This is a genomic window from Paenibacillus fonticola DSM 21315 (assembly GCF_000381905.1).
GTDB lineage: Bacteria > Bacillota > Bacilli > Paenibacillales > Paenibacillaceae > Fontibacillus > Fontibacillus fonticola.
On sequence record NZ_KB907267.1, the window covers coordinates 1 to 22678 of the forward strand.

27 protein-coding genes are annotated in these 22678 nt (G+C 39.5%); 24 read left to right on the forward strand and 3 right to left on the reverse strand.

Going from position 1 to position 22678, the window contains the following annotated elements:
* The first annotated feature begins 93 nt into the window (after positions 1 to 93).
* The 3 genes from G358_RS0120650 to G358_RS34705 all read left to right on the forward strand — a co-directional run bounded on the left by G358_RS0120650 (position 94) and on the right by G358_RS34705 (position 1554).
* On the forward strand, positions 94 to 300 hold the full coding sequence (locus G358_RS0120650; RefSeq protein ID WP_019639160.1) for a helix-turn-helix domain-containing protein: 207 nt from the start codon (positions 94 to 96) through the stop codon (positions 298 to 300).
* A gap of 168 nt (positions 301 to 468) precedes the next feature.
* Positions 469 to 948, forward strand: coding sequence for a GNAT family N-acetyltransferase (locus G358_RS0120655; protein ID WP_026342388.1), 480 nt, complete (start codon positions 469 to 471; stop codon positions 946 to 948).
* A gap of 294 nt (positions 949 to 1242) precedes the next feature.
* Positions 1243 to 1554 carry a hypothetical protein gene (locus G358_RS34705; RefSeq protein WP_019639162.1) on the forward strand — a complete coding sequence of 104 codons (312 nt, stop codon included), beginning with the start codon at positions 1243 to 1245 and terminating at the stop codon, positions 1552 to 1554.
* 74 nt (positions 1555 to 1628) lie between these two features.
* Here G358_RS34705 and G358_RS0120665 read toward each other — a convergent pair whose 3' ends face one another.
* A complete protein-coding gene (locus G358_RS0120665) occupies positions 1629 to 1898 on the reverse strand; it encodes a DUF6809 family protein (RefSeq protein WP_019639163.1) in 270 nt (89 codons plus the stop codon).
* 138 nt (positions 1899 to 2036) lie between these two features.
* Positions 2037 to 2216, reverse strand: coding sequence for a hypothetical protein (locus G358_RS0120670; protein ID WP_019639164.1), 180 nt, complete (start codon positions 2214 to 2216; stop codon positions 2037 to 2039).
* A 696-nt stretch (positions 2217 to 2912) separates the two neighbouring features.
* Between G358_RS0120670 and G358_RS0120680 the strand changes: the two genes are divergently transcribed.
* The 3 genes from G358_RS0120680 (at position 2913) to G358_RS0120700 (ending at position 5335) form a co-directional block, all read left to right on the forward strand.
* Positions 2913 to 3407, forward strand: coding sequence for a hypothetical protein (locus G358_RS0120680; RefSeq protein ID WP_019639166.1), 495 nt, complete (start codon positions 2913 to 2915; stop codon positions 3405 to 3407).
* 211 nt (positions 3408 to 3618) lie between these two features.
* The gene (locus G358_RS33190) at positions 3619 to 3786 is read left to right on the forward strand and encodes a hypothetical protein (protein WP_019639167.1); all 168 of its coding nucleotides are present in this window, start codon (positions 3619 to 3621) and stop codon (positions 3784 to 3786) included.
* Between the two features lie 940 nt (positions 3787 to 4726).
* A complete protein-coding gene (locus tag G358_RS0120700) occupies positions 4727 to 5335 on the forward strand; it encodes a hypothetical protein (protein WP_019639170.1) in 609 nt (202 codons plus the stop codon).
* Positions 5336 to 5493: 158 nt separating this feature from the next.
* Here the strand turns inward: G358_RS0120700 and G358_RS0120705 are convergent, their stop codons facing one another.
* Positions 5494 to 6072, reverse strand: coding sequence for a lysozyme (locus G358_RS0120705; RefSeq protein WP_019639171.1), 579 nt, complete (start codon positions 6070 to 6072; stop codon positions 5494 to 5496).
* Between the two features lie 440 nt (positions 6073 to 6512).
* Here G358_RS0120705 and G358_RS0120710 point away from each other — a divergent pair, with 440 nt between their 5' ends.
* The 18 genes from G358_RS0120710 (at position 6513) to G358_RS0120795 (ending at position 22567) form a co-directional block, all read left to right on the forward strand.
* Positions 6513 to 7022: a P-loop NTPase family protein gene (locus G358_RS0120710; RefSeq protein ID WP_019639172.1), complete on the forward strand. Its 510-nt coding sequence runs from the start codon at positions 6513 to 6515 to the stop codon at positions 7020 to 7022.
* A 71-nt stretch (positions 7023 to 7093) separates the two neighbouring features.
* Complete coding sequence (locus G358_RS0120715; RefSeq protein ID WP_019639173.1) at positions 7094 to 7672, forward strand: stalk domain-containing protein; 579 nt, start codon at positions 7094 to 7096, stop codon at positions 7670 to 7672.
* 212 nt (positions 7673 to 7884) lie between these two features.
* Entirely contained in the window at positions 7885 to 8697 is an 813-nt protein-coding gene (locus G358_RS0120720) for a GNAT family N-acetyltransferase (protein WP_019639174.1), read from the forward strand.
* A gap of 151 nt (positions 8698 to 8848) precedes the next feature.
* Complete coding sequence (locus G358_RS0120725) at positions 8849 to 9685, forward strand: hypothetical protein (protein ID WP_019639175.1); 837 nt, start codon at positions 8849 to 8851, stop codon at positions 9683 to 9685.
* Positions 9682 to 10164, forward strand: coding sequence for a hypothetical protein (locus G358_RS0120730; RefSeq protein ID WP_019639176.1), 483 nt, complete (start codon positions 9682 to 9684; stop codon positions 10162 to 10164). The genes G358_RS0120725 and G358_RS0120730 overlap by 4 nt, the downstream gene beginning before the upstream one ends.
* A 260-nt stretch (positions 10165 to 10424) precedes the next feature.
* Entirely contained in the window at positions 10425 to 10889 is a 465-nt protein-coding gene (locus G358_RS30575) for a hypothetical protein (RefSeq protein WP_019639177.1), read from the forward strand.
* A 164-nt stretch (positions 10890 to 11053) separates the two neighbouring features.
* Positions 11054 to 11428, forward strand: coding sequence for a hypothetical protein (locus G358_RS31365; RefSeq protein WP_240480079.1), 375 nt, complete (start codon positions 11054 to 11056; stop codon positions 11426 to 11428).
* Positions 11429 to 11877: 449 nt separating this feature from the next.
* Positions 11878 to 12435 carry a metallophosphoesterase gene (locus G358_RS30585; RefSeq protein WP_019639179.1) on the forward strand — a complete coding sequence of 186 codons (558 nt, stop codon included), beginning with the start codon at positions 11878 to 11880 and terminating at the stop codon, positions 12433 to 12435.
* Positions 12436 to 12478: 43 nt separating this feature from the next.
* Positions 12479 to 12958, forward strand: a complete 480-nt coding sequence (locus G358_RS0120750) for a hypothetical protein (RefSeq protein WP_019639180.1) — start codon at positions 12479 to 12481, stop codon at positions 12956 to 12958.
* Positions 12959 to 13010: 52 nt separating this feature from the next.
* A complete protein-coding gene (locus G358_RS31370) occupies positions 13011 to 13814 on the forward strand; it encodes an ATP-grasp domain-containing protein (protein ID WP_019639181.1) in 804 nt (267 codons plus the stop codon).
* 352 nt (positions 13815 to 14166) lie between these two features.
* Positions 14167 to 14703, forward strand: a complete 537-nt coding sequence (locus tag G358_RS0120760) for a hypothetical protein (protein ID WP_019639182.1) — start codon at positions 14167 to 14169, stop codon at positions 14701 to 14703.
* A gap of 345 nt (positions 14704 to 15048) precedes the next feature.
* Positions 15049 to 16041, forward strand: a complete 993-nt coding sequence (locus tag G358_RS0120765) for a beta-ketoacyl-ACP synthase III (RefSeq protein WP_019639183.1) — start codon at positions 15049 to 15051, stop codon at positions 16039 to 16041.
* The gene (locus G358_RS0120770; RefSeq protein WP_019639184.1) at positions 16031 to 17344 is read left to right on the forward strand and encodes an ATP-grasp domain-containing protein; all 1314 of its coding nucleotides are present in this window, start codon (positions 16031 to 16033) and stop codon (positions 17342 to 17344) included. Before G358_RS0120765 ends, G358_RS0120770 begins: the two co-directional genes overlap by 11 nt.
* Positions 17341 to 18345, forward strand: coding sequence for an NAD-dependent epimerase/dehydratase family protein (locus G358_RS0120775; protein WP_019639185.1), 1005 nt, complete (start codon positions 17341 to 17343; stop codon positions 18343 to 18345). The genes G358_RS0120770 and G358_RS0120775 overlap by 4 nt, the downstream gene beginning before the upstream one ends.
* Positions 18308 to 19171 carry an MBL fold metallo-hydrolase gene (locus G358_RS0120780; RefSeq protein ID WP_019639186.1) on the forward strand — a complete coding sequence of 288 codons (864 nt, stop codon included), beginning with the start codon at positions 18308 to 18310 and terminating at the stop codon, positions 19169 to 19171. Before G358_RS0120775 ends, G358_RS0120780 begins: the two co-directional genes overlap by 38 nt.
* 11 nt (positions 19172 to 19182) lie before the next feature.
* Complete coding sequence (locus G358_RS30595) at positions 19183 to 20565, forward strand: F390 synthetase-related protein (RefSeq protein ID WP_019639187.1); 1383 nt, start codon at positions 19183 to 19185, stop codon at positions 20563 to 20565.
* Entirely contained in the window at positions 20537 to 21694 is a 1158-nt protein-coding gene (locus tag G358_RS0120790) for a GNAT family N-acetyltransferase (protein WP_019639188.1), read from the forward strand. The genes G358_RS30595 and G358_RS0120790 overlap by 29 nt, the downstream gene beginning before the upstream one ends.
* Positions 21695 to 21715: 21 nt before the next feature.
* Positions 21716 to 22567: an SDR family oxidoreductase gene (locus tag G358_RS0120795; protein WP_019639189.1), complete on the forward strand. Its 852-nt coding sequence runs from the start codon at positions 21716 to 21718 to the stop codon at positions 22565 to 22567.
* The last annotated feature ends 111 nt before the right edge of the window (positions 22568 to 22678 follow it).

Below are 22678 nucleotides of genomic sequence, written 5' to 3' on the forward strand. Positions count from 1 at the left end.
TTGTGTCAAGAGAACATAAATATATTTTTGATTAGGCGAAGATTTTTTAATATAATTGAAGAAAACTTCAACTAATCTGAGAGGGAACTGGCAATGATAAGTTATAAACCATTACAAAAATTGCTGATAGATCGGGATATAAAGAAACAGGAGTTATTAAAAATGACAGGGATCTCATCAGCAACGATGGCTAAATTGAATACGAACGAATATGTTTCTCTAGAAGTCATTGATAAAATTTGTGCAGCGTTGGATTGTCAGCCTGGTGATTTATTGGAGCATATTCCTGAGCATGAATAAAGAATGGAATAGAGCGTGAAATGATTTTGCAATAAGAGTTAGTTTTAAAAATATAATCAGATAAACACGCCCCGGCATAAGATAAGAAAATCTAAGGCCGGGGTGTTTTGCGAACGAAAGAATGTTATATGAAATAACAAGCGAAATATGGACATGGACGGTGGGAGCATGGAGGTCGTTGTAATAGAAGCTTCAAGAGCAGATAGACATCTGATTGAAAATCTAATTCAGTTTTACACTTATGATTTTACTGAATTTACAGGAGCAGCAATTCTTGAAGATGGTACTTTTCGGTCATTGCCTGATTTAGGCACATACTGGAGTGAACCAAATAAGAATCATGCATATATCATTAAAGCAAATGATGAAATTACGGGATTTACATTGATTAAAGAAATAGAAGGGACTAGAAAGTACAATTACTTAGCTCATTTTTTTATTTTACGTAAATACAGAAGATCTGGGATTGGTCGAAAAGCAGCAAAAGAAGTATTGAGTAAATACCAAGGGGAGTGGGAGTTGTATCAGTTGGAGAATAACATTCCAGCGCAGAATTTTTGGGATAAAGTAATCGAAGATATATCAGATCAGGAGGTAAAGGTAAGAATTGAGAACGGAAGAAGATATCAGAACTTCATTTGTAAGTGAACGAGGCCTTAGAGGATCTAACTACAATGTTAGTTGGGCTCTTTTTTTCACCACCTCTATTTTACAAATAGGCTATAATCTTGATTGATGATGGTTTGCTAAATCACGCGGAAATGGAAGAGGGTGAATGCATCCGCACCACCTAACTGCATTGCGGCCGATACGGATGAGGCGTCTGGTATTGAAAAGGTATATTAGAAATTTTAATATCAATCTTGATTTAACAGAGTTAATTAATAAATAACAGATATGGCTAAGACCTGTTAGTTTAGGTAAAGAGGATGTTCTATTTTTTTGAGAGACGATAAGGAAAGCTTTATAAAATTTGTGCAGCGTTGGATTGTCAGCCTGGTGATTTATTGGAGCATATTCCTGAACATAAATAGAAAATGGAATAGAGCCTCAAATGATTTTGTAATAATAGTTATCTTTCAAAAATATAATCAGACAAACACGCCCCAGCCTAAGATAGACGGACAGCTCACCCCTAACTGCGGTTGCGCAGTTAGGGGGTGGGCCGTCGTGAACACAAAAATTTTAAGTAAAATCTCGCTTCGTGCTGTCCTTTACGCAAAGTTCCACATCATGCTGACAAGTTTGGTTTAAGGAAACAATCGTTCTTCCGTAATTTACAAAAGTCATCTGTCCATTACCCCCCCAGTAAAGGATAGACTTTAGCTCTACCGCTTGCCGATGACCTCTATCATCAAGTTGGCACCAAGTCTGAACCCATACTGAAAAGTAGCTTCAGCATATATACTGTCCACGCTACTACGCAGGTCAAAATACTCCTCAAGCTTACGAAACGTTTCCTCACCCAATTGGTTTCGCCATTGCTCCGTTTGAACCGATATTTGTCGACTTAGAGAACGGTATTTTGGATGAGACGGCACAATAGCCTCAACAGGATCAAGTTCCCCCCGGTACAGGGCTTCCAGAATCGAATTCATATTTTCCCCCCATTAAGTATAATCGCATCACTTGAATGAGATTCCTGCACATGATAGGATATTTATGCAGTCTGCTCAATAAAGCGATTGCTCGATAGGAAGTGGCGGTGTTCTTCGTGGGACGCGCCGCTTCCTTCTTTATTTTTGGAGATCGTCATACATCTTTTCAATCCCTTTGCGGATCACATCTGAACGGTTCGTATTCAGCTTCTCGGTGCAAGCATCGAGCTTATTTAAAATGGCTTGATCGACACGTACTCGAATCAAATCGCTTTTGGGATTGTCAGATGGTGGACGCCCCATCTTTTTGGACGACATCGCTTCACCCCACTTTTTGTGTCCATAATAAATATATTATTGTAGCAACAAAAAGTCAATCCAAATACTGTTCGTTGCTTTTTCTTAATAGGTTAAATATTTATGAGCGAGAATGTCTCTTGTTATAGTAAGCATAGAAATTGGATAGATATATTCTCTTAGTTAGGGTACGCCTCTAAATCCAGTATTTTGTGAGAAGAGCAGTTTCTTTATTCCAGTGAGTTACCATGTAGATTCTGATTATATAATTTATGGAAAATACCACCTAAAGACAGGGGAATTAACAATAAAGTTAGTCGTAGCTTCCCCATACAAGGATTCAAATTGGAAATCCGATTATTATTTTAATCGTAGGTATGTGTTAACTGAATCAAAGAATAATAAATTGTTCCTAATAGACAAATATGGAAAGACGCTCAAAGATAGAATCTTTGGGAACATTAATTATAAAACGATTGCTTTTATGATAGTAACAGGCTTTATCTTCCAGCTTTTTCCCAAAAAAATGACGAAGAGCTGGCTAGTATCCTGTTAGAAGTTTAGATGAACTAGTTTTAATCACGAGACGACATTACGGTGAAGTCTCTATTTGCCGTTTCCTCTATTTTACAAATGGGCTATAATCTTGGGTAGTGATGGAGTGGGGCGAAGTTCGCGAAAAAGGAGTTAGATGAAAATCTACTAAGGATTGAAAATATGAAGGATCTAAAAAACAAAGCAGGTATATATTATCTTGCGGTAGCTACAGGCTATATTGGTAGAAGTGATGTTATTAGGTGGGCTGATTGTTGCATTGAACATTTAGATGTTCCTTACGATTTCATTGAACTCTCATTATCAGGTTCAAAATCAATTGAAGATACTTTGTCTTTTCTAAAGACTATTTATGGTAAGAATTCATTTGTGACCCCAATGTATATTATGCTTGGTCTTATTCGCTCGGATTTTATTAAGCAGAAGATATCTGAAAATGATTTCTTCACGTATATTTTTCGGTTGTATACCCATGGTTGTATGTCAGATAAAGATGTTGTTGAATTTTCTTTTCTAGATCGGTTAAGTGATGGATATTATTTAGCGACAGAAGGGATATACGGAAATACAGAATGTGTTGTACAAGAAGCTATTGATGAGTTAAAGCGATTTGAAGAATATAAAAGCTATCTTGAAGGAGTATTCTTGGAAGAGTAGAAAATTCGTCTATCACTGCATTCGCGGGGATTACGCCCTTGGGTTGTCAGAAGTATAATCACGGGAGTAGCTCAGACAAACACGACGCGACCTAACACAAGATCTATCTAAGTACGGGGCGTGTCGTAGATGCAAGGAACGTTATATTAAGATCTTGATAAAACTCAAACTAAGAATGGCTCGAATAACTACAGCAGAATCACCAACCCCGATGCCGTCGCGCCCGAGAATCCATCCTGTTGAGAAGCTGAACGTCATCCCCTATAACCTCGACTGGGGCGGCCAAAATCGCAAGCGCCTGATGGACGACCGAGGTGCTGAGAGCGGGCAAGGGGAAGGATTGGGGGAGTTTTTGGGTGAGCAGGGACATGATGAGTGAGAGAATTGAAGATCTAAGAGAGGGCTTAACTACAATGTTGTAGTTAAGCTCTATTTGTTGTTTCCACTATTTTACAAATATATTATAATCTTGGGTAATGAGGGAGGGTGGTGGTGGGGTGGGATTAGGAGGCAGTAACATCGTCAAAATGGAAGAGCCTCTTTCTTTTGCTTTTTACTTGAGCATTTTTACGCTGCAATCTTCGGCACTTTTAGTATGCAATAAATACCCGCCAACTTTTAACGAAAATATACGCTAAGCCTTCGGCCGGCTTAGCGTATTTCTTACTCTAAGCCCAATAGTTCGGGCGGTATAGCCCAGACCATCGGTCATTCAACTTCCTTTTGTTTCAGCGATCCCCTATGACCCCAAACGGGATCGCCTCCACTTTGTTTAGCTTCTAATAGCGCTCGACCGATGCGGAAATAAAGGCGCAACTTGTCATTGATCGCTTTTCCCGACTGTTGAAAGCAATCGGCGTGATTTCGTTTGGCTCGGTTGAATAGCATGCCGAGTATACGATCGTGCATATGGAAATGAGATCCTCATATTAGGGGATCTCCTTTGCAGATTTCAATGTGTTTTTAAATTTTATACTTGCTTTTAGATGTATTTATAATCTTTATATGCTAAAATATGTTAGAAATAAATTGAAAAACAGCAACTCCTTTTTTTAATGAAAAAAGGTAAGCGACATCACCAACCTACGGAGTGAGCCGATAGTGCTCAAACGATTATCAAAGGATGTTTAAAAGACATTGCTATCGGTGCTCCATGGGCCAGAAAGGGAAGTGTTGGGAATAACGCTCCAATGGAGAGCTTTTGGGCAAAGCCAAGCAATAATGGCTTAATGGCAGGCTTGTCAAAATACGCAGTAAATAACCATATGATGTCTGAAGAGATTGTGACACAATCAAAAAAATAAAAAAGAGTGTGAAATATGAAAAAAATATTAATGGTTTGTATTATGATCATGTTGATGCTAGCATCGGCTTGTGGAAATGTTGAAATGACATCAAATCCAAATACTTCTAGTGATCCTAAACCTGAAACGGATGAATCTATTATTCCAAAAAACACATCCGAATATTGTACTGTAGAACGTATAAATTTGGATAGTGAAACTGAAAAATATTTCTATGGAACTTGGAAAGTTGAGAAGCTTTTAGGATTTGCAAATTCATATAATGATGCTTCTGAATATCCAACAGGGCAAAAATTTATTGGAGATGAAATTATAGTCAATAAAGACTTTTTTTCATCAAAGGGACTTAAAAACTATAAGAAATATCAATATGAACTAAAGAATCCATTATATGAGATTACAGCGACATGTTATAACTCTCTCTCTTTTTATAGATTATATAAAATAGATATCCCAAACTTAAATGAAAATGATGTAGTAAAAGTAATAGATATAAGTGACCCTTCTACAAAAATGAGCATACCTGTAGGTATAGGTTTTTTTGTTGTTAATAACGATAGGCTTATCTTGTCATCAGAGGCAACTATTTTTGAGCTTAAAAAAATTACGAATGAAATGAATTAAGGTTATGTAATAAGTTCTGTACTAATAGAATAGAAAATATCCAGGAAGGTAAGGATATCCTATAAGCGATTCTGAAAATGCCTGTGAATATAATTTTTTAAACAAGAAAGGTCAGTTTAAAGGCTGACCTTTCTTGTTTATGTCGTAAAACGATTAAACTATAGTGAATATACTGGATATTTGTGAGTATATTTCATGCCTTTACAAAATAAAGTTGCTTCTTCATTTCTTCTTGGTTTTAAATTTCTATCATATGAAAATGCTTTGCTGACTAATTTTGAACAAGTATCAAGATCATCTGGTAGAATTGGGCCGATAAAAGGAAATATAAGAGCATGGGCAAGCATAGCTTTTACATCATCGGTTTTTAGCACCCCAGGACCTCCATTAAAAGTTAACGAAACAAGTGCATCAAACTGAGATTGTGTAAATTGACAACCTTTAGGAAGTACCAAGTCATTTACTGCCTTTACAGCCTTTGCAGTATCTTCAGTAAAAAAAGTATTTGCCTTAGACTGAGAAATTGGTGAAGTATAATCTAGTTTTAAAGACTTTGATAGATCATCAGCTTCTTTTTGGGTTAGAAGAGAATTTTTAGTATATACTTTAGTCTTTGTTATCAAATGTCCCCATCCAACTGTTGGATACCCTTTAGGATCTCCATAAAATTTCAAGGAAAATCCCTCATGTTTTTTGATAAGGTCTGCTCCACCTGTGCCTAAAGAAAAATTTGACATAATAAAAACTCCTTTGTATTTGTATTGTTATTAAGATTTCGAAATGCAAATTTATAAAGGAGATTACTAGGATAAAGGTGAGATTAGAAATGTATCCCTCATTTCCAATGGCACCATATAATGTCCTTGATTTCATTATAATATATAGCGTAACGTTACGCAATATATTATTAAAAAAGGTTTGCCTGTTAGAAGTTTAGATGAACCAGGTTTAATCGGAGACGACACTACGGTGAAGTCTCTAATTGTCGTTTCCTCTATTTTACAAATGGGCTATAATCTTGGGTAGTGATGGAGGGCGTTAGGGAGAGAAGTCACAGTGATACAAGATGATTAGAAGGTTCGCTAGTCACGCGAAAGTCGAGGGGGGACGAAGCTCACGACAAAGGAGTTTGTGAAATCATTGCATGAGTTGTTTTGAACGTAAATCAAGGTGGTGAATGAATATCAAAATACGCATAATAGGAGCATGTGGAAGCGGCAAATCTTACATCGCAAAAGAGTTATCAAAGAATTATGGAATAAACTATTACGAGCTGGATAATCTTGTTTGGGATCGTAGTGCAGAAAATTTACGATATCCGATAGAAGTAAGAGATTCAATGCTAGATGCAATCATACATAAAGAAAGTTGGATAGTTGAAGGCGCTCATTATAAATGGGGGCAGGAAAGCTTTAGGAAAGCGGATCTAATTTTTATTCTTCAACCTAATAGATTCATTCGTGATCTCAGAGTAATTCAAAGATTTATAAAGACAAGAATAGGTTTAGAAGAATGGAATTATAAGCAATCGGTAAAGAATTTATATCAAATGCTATTTATATGGAATCGTAGCTACGATCGGGAGGGGATGAATCAGGTACTTGAGATTACAGATGAATTTGCAGAGAAAAGAATAATAATTAAAAATAATCAAGAGATAATAAAACGGATTGAAAAATATTGTTAGCTATTCAAGTTAGCAAAGGAAATTAGAAGTAACTTTTTTACAATAGATATTGCCAATAATAAAAAAAGGAAGTGATTAACATTAATAAATCAAGAGCTAATATAATCGTATTTATTTTTTTATTATTTTTAATCCCATACGATTCGGTGATTGCAGCGGGTGATAATACAGAATTAAAAATTAGTATTGATGGCCATAAAGTCGATTTTATGGATGGGTTGCCATTTATTAATAGTTTGAACAATTGTGTATATGTACCAATGGATTTTTTTCAGGATGATAAAATACAAGCCCAAGCAACTTGGGTAGAAGATTTGAATCATGTATCTTTTTTAAGTAGAGACGGTATTGTTAGTTCCTTTTTTATAGGCAATGAGGATTATAGTTATTTTGAACTTGGTACAGATTATCGAGCTATAGTAAGAAAGAAAAGTATTGCGGTACCGATTCTAGTTGAAGGTAAACCATATCTGCCCTTAAGAGTCGTTGTGGAGACTTTTGGTATAAATGTAAGGTGGGATGGAATAAATAAAGAGGTAATTTTGGAAACAAGTGATGAATTTAGAGATAGCCTTGAAACCGGAAAGGAATGGAGGGAGCTGCTTGAATTTATAGAATCAAATCCTGTTATATATGGGAATGTAGAATAGTTACGGCAATTACTAGCAGCTCACCAACTTCAACGCCGTCGCGCCCGAGTAAGTGAATTGAAGATTTAGAGAGGGTTTAGCTACAATGTGTTAGTTAGGCTCTCTTTGTCGTTTCCTCTATTTTACAAATGAACTATAATCTTGGGTAAAGAAGGTACATGGGTAGTAAGAGAATAGTTGTGCCTTAATCAACGATTTAAGGGGGAGTTAACATGATAACAGAACTCAATAAAAAAGATTTTTATAAGATAAGACATATCACTGATAAATGTAAAAATATCGAGGTTCGGGCTGTCATTCAGGGGAATAATCCAGGTACGGTCTATGTGGACCATCCAACGGAGCCTACAGCCGCTTTAATTTGGATCCAAGGCCAACAAAGCTTTCAACTCGTTGGAGATCCTCAGAGTAAAACATTTTTAGAAAGTTTAGAAGGATACATGAGCACTAATATTGAACCCAAATTAAAGGAACAAGATATTAATTGGGTTGAGATTGGAGTTGAAATGAATACTTGGGATAAAACCATACAATCCATATTTAATAATCGTAAACTTTCGAATGATATTCAACATGTGTTCTGTTTGAAAGGAAAATCAAAATCGATAGAGACTCAAGATAATAAAATAACTATTCGAAAAATGGATATAGATTTGTTGAAGTCAAGACAATTAGAAAACCATTCTTTTTTAGAAAAGAAAATACTTTGTTTTTGGGATTCAATAGATTCCTTTTTACAGCAGGGATTTGGTTACATTGCTGAGTATAACAACAGTGTTGTCAGTTTATGCTTTTCGGCATTTGTTATAGATCAGACGCACGCTATTGATGTAGAGACTCTAGAAATGTACAGAAGGAGTAATTATGGCACAGCAGTAGCTAATGCATTTGTACAAGAATGCATAAGAAGAGGAATTCATCCTTATTGGGATTGTTCTCCGGAGAATACCGGGTCTATTCGAATAGCAAAGTCAATCGGAATGTCACCGGATTTTGACTATCAAATATTTTGGTGCAGCATATAACACTGTGTTCAAGTGACGGGGACAAGAATAAGCTAAACAACAAACGACCCGGCCTGAATCAAGAGATATCTAGGGGATTCCACGGGGCTAAAATCAACACAATGATACGTCGAAACGCTTCAACTAATTGGGAGAAAAAGGGGGGGATGAAATGTTGAAAAAGGTTGTAGTTATTGTAATTTCTATGTTTGTCGTTGCAGGGACTGCCTATGCAGGATCGCTTTGGGGGAGTTACAAGGGGTACCCAATAATTAAGATTACATCCAACGGAAAAACTATTAACATGCCTGATGTACCCGCGATATCCATGGAGGGACGCCCCCTTGTGCCTGTTTCTTTACTCAAAGAAATAGGTGTTAAAGCAGACTTTGATGCTAATAAACAAACTGTAGATGTTAAGGTGCCACAAAATAACCTATCAGTGACAGAACTGAATAAACGATTTGATAGTATTGGTGCTCTTGTTGCCTACAATGAATTAGGGAATGTAATTACGGAGGGTACGGCTTTTTTTACGAACGGGTTTGTAGTCACAAATTATAGATTTCTATTGTTAGCAGAATCTTTCAAAGTTTACGTAAGTAATACCGGGAAGAATATTGAATTTGGGAATCTCGATGAGATAGTCGCCTTTAGTGACCCTGGGGTGAGCCTTATTGGTTTTCCTTACGAAACCGATAATTCTTTATCCATAAGTACAAAAAAACCACAAAAAGGGGATAGAGTTTATTCCATTTGGAACGAGATGAATGGCCTAAAAATTAGAGAAGGAGTCATACTTTCGGTTGAATTGGATGGTTCGTTCAATCATAGTGCCGAGAATGACTCAGGGGAGGGCAGCGTGATTCTTGATGAAGAAGGAAATTTAATTGGTGTTACTGGTGTTTGGAGTCTCTTTGACGAAGACAAATGGAAAAAAGTAATACCAGTACAAAAACTTGAAAACTTAATGAAGAACGCTAATAAATTTAATAAGGAGAAGAAATGAAAAAATATTTATTGTCTTTATCATTGATAACCCTATTAATGGGCTGTAATAAACCTGAACTAATATATAAAGCCCCAACCAATGAACAAATAGCTGATTATGTACATAGTAATAGTCTAGATTTAGAAGATAGTATATGGATTAATGACTCAGCAATCATTTTACTCAAGAATTCATTAATTACACTTTATGCAGATCAGCATGGAAAGGTATATGACCAAAAAACATCATGGGGAATAAATTCTTCAAATCCAGTGTTTGTAGGAAACGGCAACCCATTCATAGCAGTTTTAATTAATGATAACTTGTTAAGTTCTGGTGCTGATCGTATCTTAATTACTTATACTAATGGTAAATCCTATTCAAGAGGAATTACAGGAAAAAAGGGTTATTTGATTCCCAATGCGGAAATTAGTGAAGTAAATGAAATAATAATATTTGATAATGATGGAGAAGAACTTTACAGGAAGCTTTTGTAACCCAGAACGAGGGGACGTCACACAAACTTTATTCACGCTGTATGACCTAACGGTCTCTTGGTTGTCTGGGATTGAGGGAGCTTCTGGGTGAGTAAAGATATGGTGAGGGAATTGAGGTCTTAATAAGGAGTCTAACTACAATGTTGTAGTTAGGCTCTTTTTGTCGTTTCCTATATTTTACAAATGGGCTATAATCTTGGGTAGTGATGAGGGAGGGATTTGCGAATACCTAAAATCAAGAATAGAAAGAGCGGATCAGTATGAATGAACTTTCTGTCGAGATGCAGAGAAGTAAGTATGTTGATTTAGAACATCCAGTAATATTAATTGATGGGACCCCACTCGATTTATATCTGAATAATTTGTATCCAGATAATTTGTATTTAGGACTAATTCCTACAATTACTGATTGGATTGGTTTGAAGGAAGAAACGGAATTAGTACTTGATCGATTCTATTCGGATCATGAGAAAGTTATTCTACCTATTCTAATGTGTCCAGATGATTGTGATTTAATCTGCACAATAGTTGTTGCTGAAGTAATAAAGAAGGATAATCAAGTACTATGGAACCGGCTCGGAGTGGATTTAAGTAAGCTAGGAATTCCTTATAATTATGAATTAGTAGGTACTGAAGTCGACTGGTTAAACTTGGTGCCAAAAATGAAGTTTGATAGGAACAACTACATTGAGAATCTTAAAACAGTATATAAACGATTGGGTTGAATAATGAAGATATTTTCAAAGAAAAATAATGAAAATAATCAAGATATATTATCTGTTGGTATGGAAATAGAGACTAGAAAAGTATACAAAAATATAACAAAAGTAAAAGGACGAATGGTTCCTGTTATGATTGGAGAGTTTCTCTGTATATTAATGGGAATAAGTTGTCTGAAGACGAAGTGTTTGTAGAGGAAGAGTTTTTCAAGTCCTTACTTCATCCAGGAAAATACCCTATGTTCACATGTACTTGTGGGATATTTGGTTGTGGGGGCTATCATGTTGAAGTTATCCATGGGGACAAAAGTGTGATTTGGTTAACAGAGCAATCCCCTTTCGAGGATCGCTCCATCAAAAGTTCAAATAAGTTCATTTTTTCATGGGATCAAATTATCAGGTTTTCAGAAGAGTTAGTACAAAAATTTGAGAACCTCAAAAGCTTAATGAATACTAATGACTTAGATTTTGGTTTTGATGTTGAAAGGTATAACCGGATAATAAATAAAGCTATTGAAAGAAAAACAATCAATAACAATTTTTAAGGTACACGATTACTCCAGAGACATAAAAAACCGCACAGAGTGCTTAATTCAATTTCGTAATTCATGTTCAATATCCTTTAGGCGGATCGTCTTACCTTGTTTAAATTCTAACTCTGCTTGCTCAATTGCTTTCAGGTCACTTTCACTTAATTCCTCATCATCATAAGGAATGTGTGCATCTAGGGGATTGCTTATGAGACGTTTTAAGAAGTCAGCAACTAAAGGAATATCCCTATTTGGTAATTAATGGATTAAATTAGCTAGATCTTTCTTGGATACGGCCATTTTCAACAGCCCCTTTCATTACGAATGTAGCCAATGAAATTCAAGAATATTCATTCATAATAACACATACTTGAAGTTGTCGGTAATTTCAAAGAAGCGAGTAGACAGTGAAATTGTTTCAGCGAATAACCCGACGAGGCTATGAGATTTAAGGAAGTGAACAAATGTATATTACTGGGGATCTGCATGGATATATCGATATTAGTAAGTTGAATTCAAAACGTTTCCCACAGAACAGTAGGCTAACTAAAGAAGACTTAGTTATCATAGCAGGGGACTTTGGATTAGTATGGGATAATAAAAATGATGAAAAATACTGGCGGAAGTGGTTGAATAATAAGAATTTCACGACCCTGTTTATTGATGGAAATCATGAGAACCATAACATGCTGGATTCCTATCCAGTCGAATATTGGAATGGCGGTAAAGTACATATTATTAATGATAGCATTATTCATTTAATGAGAGGTCAAGTCTTTACTATTAACGGGTATAAAATTTTCACGTTCGGTGGTGCCAATTCACATGATAAGGAACACAGAAGAGAAAACTATAATTGGTGGGCGAGAGAAATGCCATCCAAGGCGTTTTATTTGCTAATATTAAGCAGATACGGGATTGAAAGAGTGCTAGTCCCTTATAACCTAGGAGATTTAGGGAGTATTGATGATATTAATATTGAATCTATAGGTGATAATTTAACCCTCCTAACACGTCATTAAGAACGCGTCGCAGATGCTCGAATCGAGGAAAAGGAAGATCTTCATGAAGCTAATGCCAGAATATGCACAAATCTTAATTGTGGGAGTAGTATTTCAGAATTCATGGACTTGGTATATTACTGAAAGAGAGTATTGGTTTTTGAACATAGAAATGGAAGAGAGATTTGGGATTGAAGTTCTTGATGAATCAACTGCGGAGACTTTTTTACATAAAATAGAGGAATATAAAGTATCAACCTTAGAACTGACTGATATGATCGTGGAGCTTAAAAATGTATTCCAGTATTACGACGAAGTGTTAGAATTTTTACCTACAATTTATGTCGATTTTGATAAGAGAGAATTCTATTCGTCATTTCCAGAGCCTATGTCTTTTGAAGATTATGTTCCAGAAGGTTGGATAGGCGAGTATGAAAGCTTCTATGAATTAGTGCCGGTTGAGGAAAGATATTGGCTCGTTGACAATGAAAATTTATTTGAAAAATTATACAAAGATCTGAGGAAAACTTGGTTTGATATTTAATTCAGGAAACTCGACTTCTGATAAACTCTGCAAATGAAAAGGAAGTGAAGTCATGATCGTTATTTTTTGTTGTGAACCATTTAATGATAAAGCTGTTGATGCATATTATGAGAGTGAATATTTAGGTGCTAAATCATTAGGACTCGATGTTTGTTTAATTTCAATGGAGGATCTGCTATTAAACAATGTAAGTAAAGCGTTAAGAAGTGTTCCAACCGTAGAAGATACGGAAATTGCAATTTATCGTGGGTGGATGCTTAAGCCGTATTATTATGAGCTTTTATATAAAGGATTGTTAGCTAAAAATATAAAATTAATAAATACCACTGAAGAATATCTGGAGTGTCATCACTTCCCTAATGCATATAACCATATAAAACATAGAACTCCGCTTAGCTATTGGCTTGATATTGAAACAATGAATACGAATAATTTAGATGATATTCTAGATAGATTCGGTGAAAAGTCCCTTATTGTTAAGGATTATGTGAAGTCTAGAAAGCATGAGTGGGAAGAGGCGTGTTTTATTCCGTCAGCAGCAAATAAAACTCAAGCTCTTCAAGTCATTCATAATTTCATACAAAGGCAAGGCGAGGAGTTGAATGGCGGTATTGTATTAAGGGAGTTTATACACTTGGAGGGAATAACAAAACACCCCATAAGTGGAATGCCTTTATCTAAAGAGTATCGTTTATTTTTCGTAAATAATAAGTTAGTTCATAGGTTTGAGTACTGGGATGAAGCTACTTATGATGTGGAAGATAAAGTGAATATGGATGAGTTTTTAGAAATAGCGAGGGGAATTAGAAGTAACTTTTTTACAATAGATATTGCCAAGACCGCAGCAGGTGAATGAATTGTAATTGAAGTTGGTGACGGACAGGTTTCAGCATTGCCTGAAAAGGTGAGAGTAGAACGATTTTATCAGTCAATTAAGAGCTTGTGAGTGAATTATAATATGATTAATTAATGAGGAAGGTATATGAGAAGATTGGATTTAAGAAAAAGAAATTATTAGAGAAACATGAATGGCATGAAGGGGAATACCGGGATTGTTGGCTTCTTGAATATGAAGTGCAGAAATGAAAAATACATGTTGTTATTGAACTTCGATGGCAGCTGCATCCCCTAAGATAAAGCTATCCAAAGGAAATGGACATCTCGAGTAAATTGAGGCTAGGCGAAAGTCCTTAATAAGGAGTTAATCAATGAAGATAGAACCGAATAAAGAATTTGCTTGTAAATTAAGCATCATGCTGGGGAGTAAATTAATCCGGTATAAACACTTCCAGTTGTTTTGCGATGATATAATTCTTGAATATACAAAACCACCGTATTGGATAATTGAATTGGCAACAGTGCGCTTTCAAGGAAGCGCTATCGAAATAGTCAACAAATATATCAATTCAGAACCATTTATTGATTTTTATAATAGTCATTTGTTTGATCAATACATTGCTTGTTTGTACATAAAGTACGATCGAAGAGAAATATCTTGGGCTAGTTTTCTACTTGAGTCTGGACAATATGCTGACAATTGCCAAAGTGTGAAAGAACCCTGTGAGTATTTTTTTGATTTATTAACGAAGTATGAGGACTCTGATTTCAATATTGACCTCGAATATAATCAAAAAGCAGAGATACAAAATAAATTCGCTATGGAAATCGAAGAAATACAATCTATTTATGATATATTTAGAGGTTATTACAAACAGTTCATTAATAAGGAAAGAAAAGCACCTTAGTAGGGATTACGAAGAAGAAGAGTCAACGTCTAGCACTGTATCTACTTTGAAGTATTACTGAGATCAGCAGAGAAGTTGTTTCAGTTATCCTTCTATAAGCTTCTAACAAATAACTTAATTCCGAGACTTCACTTTCGTGGAGTCTCCTTTTGTGGTTTCCGCTATTTTACAAATAGGCTATAATCTTGGGAAGGGTGTAGAAACCTGTAGAAAGTTGTAGAAATATAGTAGGGCCGGAGTGCTCAGCCATATGTTCATAGGATTTTTTCTAAATAAAGAGGGGTCTCATTTGAATTTCATGTAAAAATTATTGCAGCTATGTTCTAGCAACTGGAGGTGGATGTGATGCAGGTTCGGAAGATTAAGATAGTAGGAACGGGTAAGTATTTGCCGGAGCAAGTGATTACAGCAGAAGACTTAGATAAAAAATTAGGTGTGCCCAGCGGATGGGTGCTGAAAAAAACAGATGTTAGCGTTAGACATGTTGTAAAAGAGGAAACCGCTTCTCTCATGGGAGCAAGGGCCGCGGAGGCTGCGTTAGAGGATGCTGGGCTTACTTTTTCGGATATCGACTGTCTTGTATCGACAAGCGGCACCGTGGAGCAGTCCATTCCGTGCACGGCTTCTTTAATCCAAAAGGCATTGGGACAAGAGCATTCTGGAGTTCCTGCGTTTGATATAAATTCTACTTGTTTAAGTTTTTTAACCGGACTGGATGTTATGTCTTATATGGTAGCGGCAGGGCGGTATCAACGTGTTCTGCTCGTAGCGACGGAAGTGGCTTCGGTTGGCTTGGATTGGTCTCATAAAGAAAGTGCGGCTTTGTTTGGAGATGGGGCTGCGGCTGTGGTGATCAGTAGGGCAGAGGAGGATGAAGCCTCCCAGATTATCTGTTCCTCCATGCAAACATACAGTGCGGGAGCCCATCTCTCCCAAATTAGAGGCGGAGGGACGAAAATTCATCGCCGGCATACCGATGAGATAGAGCCATTCTTATTTGAAATGGATGGACGAGCGATCTATAAAATGGCGTCACAAATATTGCCGGATTTTGTCGATGCTTTATTCCAAGTGGGGGGCTGTCAGATGACCGATCTGAAGCTCGTCATTCCGCATCAAGGCAGCGCGATGGCTATGCGATTGATATCGAAGAAGCTAAGGATAGCGGAACACCAATTAATGAATATTTCACCGACGCACGGAAATACGATTGCCGCATCGATTCCGATGGCTTTGCATGAAGCTATCAAGCAAGGGCGGATCAAGCGGGGAGAGCGGCTGTTATTGTTAGGCACATCAGCGGGCTTCTCTGTCGGAGGAATGATCCTTGAATACTAACTCCAAGCAAAGAATGCGAGAGGAAGAAGGGCTAGAGAGGCAAGGAGGACAAGCAGAACAAGAAGGACATCAGCGTATCCTGTTAACAGGCGGAAGAGCGCCGGCTACCTTGGATTTAGCTCGTCAGCTTGCTGCGGCGGGGCATCAGGTATATATGGCGGAGAGCTGTCCGGTTCACCTTTGTGTTCATTCGCGCGCGATCGTCCGAAATTATAGTGTGCCAAAGCCCAATGAGGATTCAGATGGATATATTAGCGCACTCCAAGAAATTATTATGCTAGAAAAGATAGACTGGCTGATTCCAACTTGCGAGGAGATATTTTTTGTTGCCCGAGGCTTAGAGCGTTTAAGCCAGCATTGCTGTGTTTTTACGGATTCACTAGACAAGCTGCGGCGCTTACATAGTAAATGGGAATTTATTGGTCAGACGAGGGAGTTTGGTTTATTAGCACCAGCAACAAGTCTATTAACCTCTCAAAAGGATGTGAAGGCCGCTTTGGCTGTCCCGGGGAGATGGGTTTTTAAGCCGGTTTATTCCCGTTTTGCGGCCAAGGTTTTCATGGTGCAAACGAGGGTAGCGAGTACAGTTGCTAAGGGCGAGAAGAACAAGGAGCCAGATGAAACAGAAATACCAGATGAAGCTGAAATATTGGAAAAAATGAAGCATCTCTCTCCACAGCAGCCTTGGGTTGCACAGCAATTTATGGAAGGAACAGCCTATTGCAGCTACAGCATAGCCAAGCAAGGGAAACTGACGGCTCATGCGGTTTATCCCGTGAAATTTACGGCTGGCCCTGGTGCTTGTATTAGCTTCGAGGCTGTACATCACCCAGAAATTGACCGCTGGGTCCAGCACTTCGTGAGTTCAGAGCGATTTACGGGGCAAATCTCCTTTGATTTTATCGTCACCGATGCGGGCCAAGTCTACTCTATTGAATGCAATCCAAGAGCAACAAGTGGAATTCACCTATTCCGAGCGGAAGATCAGCTTGATCAGGCGTTTTTTTATACTGAAGAAGGGCCAGAGCAGATCATCACCCCGCACCCGGGTCATAAAGCGATCATTTCTTTAGCGATGTTGTCCTATGGATTGTTGTCGATTCGTTCCTGGTTCAAATTCAAGGAGTGGCTTCGGTTGCTTATGGGCGGCAAAGACGTTGTGTTCCGATTGCGAGACCCGCAGCCGTTCCTTCAGCAGTTTAAGCTTCTGTGGTGGAATGTCAAAGTAAGCAGGCAGCAGCATATCTCGATCTTAGAAGCATCAACGCATGATATTGAATGGAATGGTGAGGAAGTGAAATGAGTACAAGCGTACTAGTGACAGGCGGGACGGGGTTTCTCGGAAGGAGCCTAGCACAAACCCTAAGTAAGCTGGGATATCAGGTTACAGCGACTGGACGAAATGAATCCATAGGGGAGGAATTGAAAAACGAAGGTATCGCCTTCATCCCCTGTGATCTTGCGGACACCGAGCGGATCGTTCAGCTATGTGCTGGACAAGACTTTGTGTTTCATTGCGGCGCATTGTCTTCGCCTTGGGGGAAATATAGCCACTTTTATGATAGTAATGTGATCGGTACCCGAAATATATTGGAAGGCTGCCGGCAGCATCAGGTGAGCAGGTTGATTTATGTGTCGACACCGAGCTTATATTTTGATTATACCGATCGCTTGAACGTACCAGAATCAGCACCGCTTCCGGATCAAGCCGTGAATGCGTATGCCGCAACGAAGCGTCTGGCCGAAGGAGAAGTGGATCTTGCTTTTGAGGCAGGACTTCCCGTGATTACCATCCGTCCTCGTGCGATCTTTGGCCCCGGGGATCAGGCGATACTTCCGCGGCTGCTTCAAGCGAACCGACAAGGACGCGTTCCCTTAATTCATGGCGGCCAGGCTCTGATGGATTTGACCTACATCGATAATGTGGTTGATGCGCTAATCCAATGCATGTCCTCCCCTGCATCGACGCTAGGCAAAAAGTACAATATTACCAATGGCGAGCCGGTAGCATTGATAGATTTACTTCAGCAATTATTTGATAAGCTGGGGGAACCGCTGCGCGGCAAGCATATTTCCTATCCTCTGGCCTACGGGGCAGCCGCCTTGCTAGAGTGGAAAGCCCACCTGACCAGGAGTAAAAAGGAACCTCTGCTCACTCGCTATACGGTGGGTCTATTAGGAAAGACGCTTACGCTAGATATATCAGCAGCGAAACAAGATTTGAACTATACTCCACGTAAAAGTATTGATGAAGGGATATCCGAATATGTCACATGGATCAAACAACGAGACTCACTTATTTAGCACCCGTGTTAAATTGACTCTGTTCTCGGCGGGAAGCTGTTCCCAATCTGAGAAAATAACGATCCGTGGCGGAGAGTGGCGGACGATTCAAATTCCTGCCCTGTTTGCCTGCATGGAGCATCCAAGGTTAGGCCCCATCTTATTTGATACGGGGTATTCGGAACGATTCTTCCAAGCAGCAAGTCGTTTTCCTTATTCGCTCTATCGAAGGGCGACCCCTGTTTCTATCACAGAAAGGGAGACGGCGGTCTATCAATTACAAGAGGCAGGGATTGAATTAAGCGACATTAAATATGTCGTTTTATCCCACCTTCATGCAGATCATATTGCCGGGGTTTGTGATTTTCCTGAAGCTTCGTTTATTTATTTAAAATCAGCTTACGATAAAATGAAGCACCGCAGAGGGCTAGCGGCGGTTCGGGCAGGCTTCCTGCCGGACTTATTACCGGGTGATTTTGAGGAGCGTTCTCTACCGATAGATGAACAACAACGGATCTCGCTGCCCTCTAGTTTTCCATTTGAGCGGGGCTTGGATCTTTTTGGCGATGGAAGTGTGATTGCAGTGGATTTGCCAGGACATGCTGCTGGTCAAATTGGCGTTCTACTTCATACGGGGGATCAGCCGTATTTTTTATGTGCGGATGCTGTATGGTCCAGTCGAGCTTACCGTGAATCCCGGCCTCCCCATTGGCTGGCTGGCCTGATTATGGATGATCGGCGGCAGTATCAAGAAAGCTTCCAGCGCATATGCCAATTCCACAAGCAGCACCCAGAATATCGAATTATTCCATCCCATTGCAGTGAAATCGGGGAATCTCTTACATAGGGGAGGGAGTCATGTTGATCGACAAAGGAGCGATTGTATACCACTATTTACGGACAAAATTTCATCAAAGGCCGGCCAATCGCGGGGAGATTGAACAGTGGCAGGAACAGAGAGTGCTAAGCCATGTTCCTTTTGTCCGCAAGCATTCTGCTTTTTATCGCGAGCTTTGGAAGGAGTATACGGATGCCCAGTGGCGGCAATTTCCGATCATGGATAAAGAGCTGATGATGGAGCATTTTGACCCATTAAATACGGTGGGAATCACGAAAGAAGAAGCTTTTGCCGTGGCGTATCAAGCGGAAAACAGTCGGGACTTTGCCCCTACCATCGGTTCGATTACGGTCGGACTCTCATCAGGGACATCTGGAAATCGCGGTATTTTCCTCGTCAGTCCGCAGGAAAGAAGGGCATGGGCTGGAACAGTCCTCGCTAAAATGCTGCCTCATTCATTGCTGCAAAAGGAGAGCATCGCTTTTTTCCTGCGGGCGAATAGCAATTTATATGGCAGTGTCGGCAGCCAGCGGCTTCAATTTCATTATTATGATTTGTTAAGTCCGGTTCAGGAGCATATTGAACGATTGAACGAGCAGCGTCCAGGATTAATCGTCGCTCCGCCATCGATGCTCCGGATTTTGGCTCAAGCAAGTCAACAAGGGCATTTGCGCATCCATCCCCATAAAATCATCTCTGTTGCTGAAGTGCTGGATCCGTTGGATCGGAAGGCCATAGAGACGCAGTTCGAACAAAAGGTACATCAAGTCTACCAATGCACGGAAGGATTTCTTGCTTGTACTTGTTCGCATGGCACCCTTCACCTGAACGAAGATATTGTAATCATTGAAAAAGAATATTTAGATCAGAAGCTTGGTCGATTTGTCCCGATCATTACGGACTTTTCGCGAAGGACGCAACCGATCGTGCGCTACCGCTTAAATGATGTCCTAACCGAACGTGCTGAGCCATGTCCTTGTGGTTCTCCTTTTCTAGCATTAGAGTCCATAGAGGGACGCTGCGATGATATATTCTATGGCTACAGTGTACATGACAACAAGCTAAAGCCGATATTTCCTGACTTTATAAGCCGGGCGATTATTCATGCTTCCGAGAAAGTGCTTGAATATTTAGCGATTCAACATTCGCCTGACCGCGTTGAAATTGTCTTGAGGGTCGATGAGGCTGGCTCTAGTTCTGCACCCATTGAACAGCAGATCACTCATGCCATGAATGATTTATTTCTTAAAATGAATTGCAAGCCGCCAGCCATTGAATTTAGCTTATATGATCAGGGTGTTCACGCTAAATACGATAAGCATGGGGAGCTAACCGACCTGAAAAAACTGCGCCGCGTGGAAAGGAGATTTCAGCTTGGAGAGGATACAGATCCGTTTATATGATGCAGATACCATAGACGATCTCCCATGGCCGGACACCAAAGATGGGCAGTACGCTAAACAGTTTCTTGTGCCATTCGTGAAGCGCCAGCCCTCGCATTATATCAACAATATTCAAGCGAAATATATGGCGGTATTTCTTGATGGTATCGTGCTGCCTATTTCAATCACTGAAACGCAATATGACAATTCCTATGTATGCTCTCCTTATACGCATTATGTAAGCTATGCCAAGCAAGAGCTCGTATTGCTCCAAAATGCACTGCTGCGTAAAGGCTTGTCAGCCCTGCTCGGCGGATTAGGGCAATTGTTTAAAGCGAGCCAGATCAATAAGGCGGTCCATGTAAACAACTGGTTCGTCTCAACGAATTTATATCCCGAATTAACACCGGATCAACTAAGGGCGCTGCACTCTTTTTTAACCGAGCAGTTCCCTGATTATGCGATCATTTATCGATCCCTTAATGAAGCGAACCATGAGGAGCTTATGCAGGAGTTTCGCCAATTCAATTATAAAATGATAGCATCCCGCCAAATCTATCTCGTTCATCCTAGCCAGTCTACCTTTTTAAGTTCCAAGTCACGCAAGCTGTTAAAAAAGGACTATGCCTTAATCGATCGTCATGGCTATGAGATGTTAGATAATGATCAATTGTCAGATCAAGATATTTCGCGAATATTGGAGCTGTACAATGCTTTGTATTTGCAAAAATATTCGATGTACAATCCGCAATTTAACGAAGATTTTATCGCTCTCGCGATTAAGAATAAGATTCTTCATCTTCAGGCGCTTCGGAAAAATGGGCGTATTGATGCCGTGATAGGTTATTTTTGCCGCAACGGAGTCATGACGACCCCATTGCTTGGTTACGATCTTTCTTTGCCAAGAGAAATCGGTTTGTACCGGATGTTGTCTGCACTTTTATTCTACATTGCACTAGAGAACGGTCATTTATTAAACAGAAGCTCCGGTGCTGCTCATTTCAAAAGGAAGCGGGGTGCTGCGGCTGAGATGGAGTACTCGGCTGTTTACGATAGACACTTACCGTTTCAAAGGCGGCTTTGCTGGTCATTTTTGCAAACCGTCCTTAACAAAATTGGAATTCCTATCATCCGAAAATATAAGCTCTAACTATAAAGGAGGCTGCAGGGCATGATGCAAAACAGACCGATTGCTTTGGTGACGGGAACATCCAGCGGTTTTGGGTTACTGATCACGCTGGCATTAGCCGGAAGCGGCTATCATGTCATTGCCACGATGCGCAATATCACGAAGCAGGATGCGTTGATGCAAGCTGCGGAGCAAAAAGGTCTAAGCCAGCATATCGAGTGCTGTTCCCTTGATGTGAGCGATCAGCAAGCAATTGGCAAGACCGTGGATGAACTGATAAAGCGTTATGGGCGCATTGATGTGCTTGTGAATAATGCCGGCATCTCACTTGGCGGCTTTGTGGAGGAGATTCCACTAGAGGACTGGATCCACGCCATGGACACGAATTTTTTCGGTCTTGTTGCTCTAACCCAAGAAGTATTGCCACATATGCGATCGAGAAAATACGGGAAAATTATTAACATCAGCAGCATCAGCGGCAGACTTGGCTTTCCCGGGTACGGGCCTTATGCGGCTTCAAAGTTTGCGGTGGAGGGATTCAGTGAATCGCTTCGTTTGGAAATGCTGCCATACGGCGTTTATGTGTCATTAGTTGAACCAGGCGCATACAAAACCGCGATTTGGTCCAAAGGCTTCGATTATATTTCGATGAAGGCAAGGAAAGATTCACCCTATCAGGAGCCTCTTGCAGCCATTCTGGCCTACAGCAATAACGTAGCTAACAACGCCAGCGATCCGCAGGATGTGGCCAGGACGGTGGTGCAAATCGCCCAAGCTCGCTATCCCAAATTGCGTTACGTGTTAGGAAAGGGAGCATGGACTGCGATATGGGGGAAGGCGCTTCTCCCTTGGAAATGGTTCGAGCAAATTGTATTGCGCCAGCTCCGGAAATAGGAATTAAGAATATCGGCAGAATAGTTAATATACAACGTCACTTTCCGTGACGTTTAGAGGACGGACATTGAGAATAGAAGATGTAATTATAGATACGGGGTCTTTTATTGT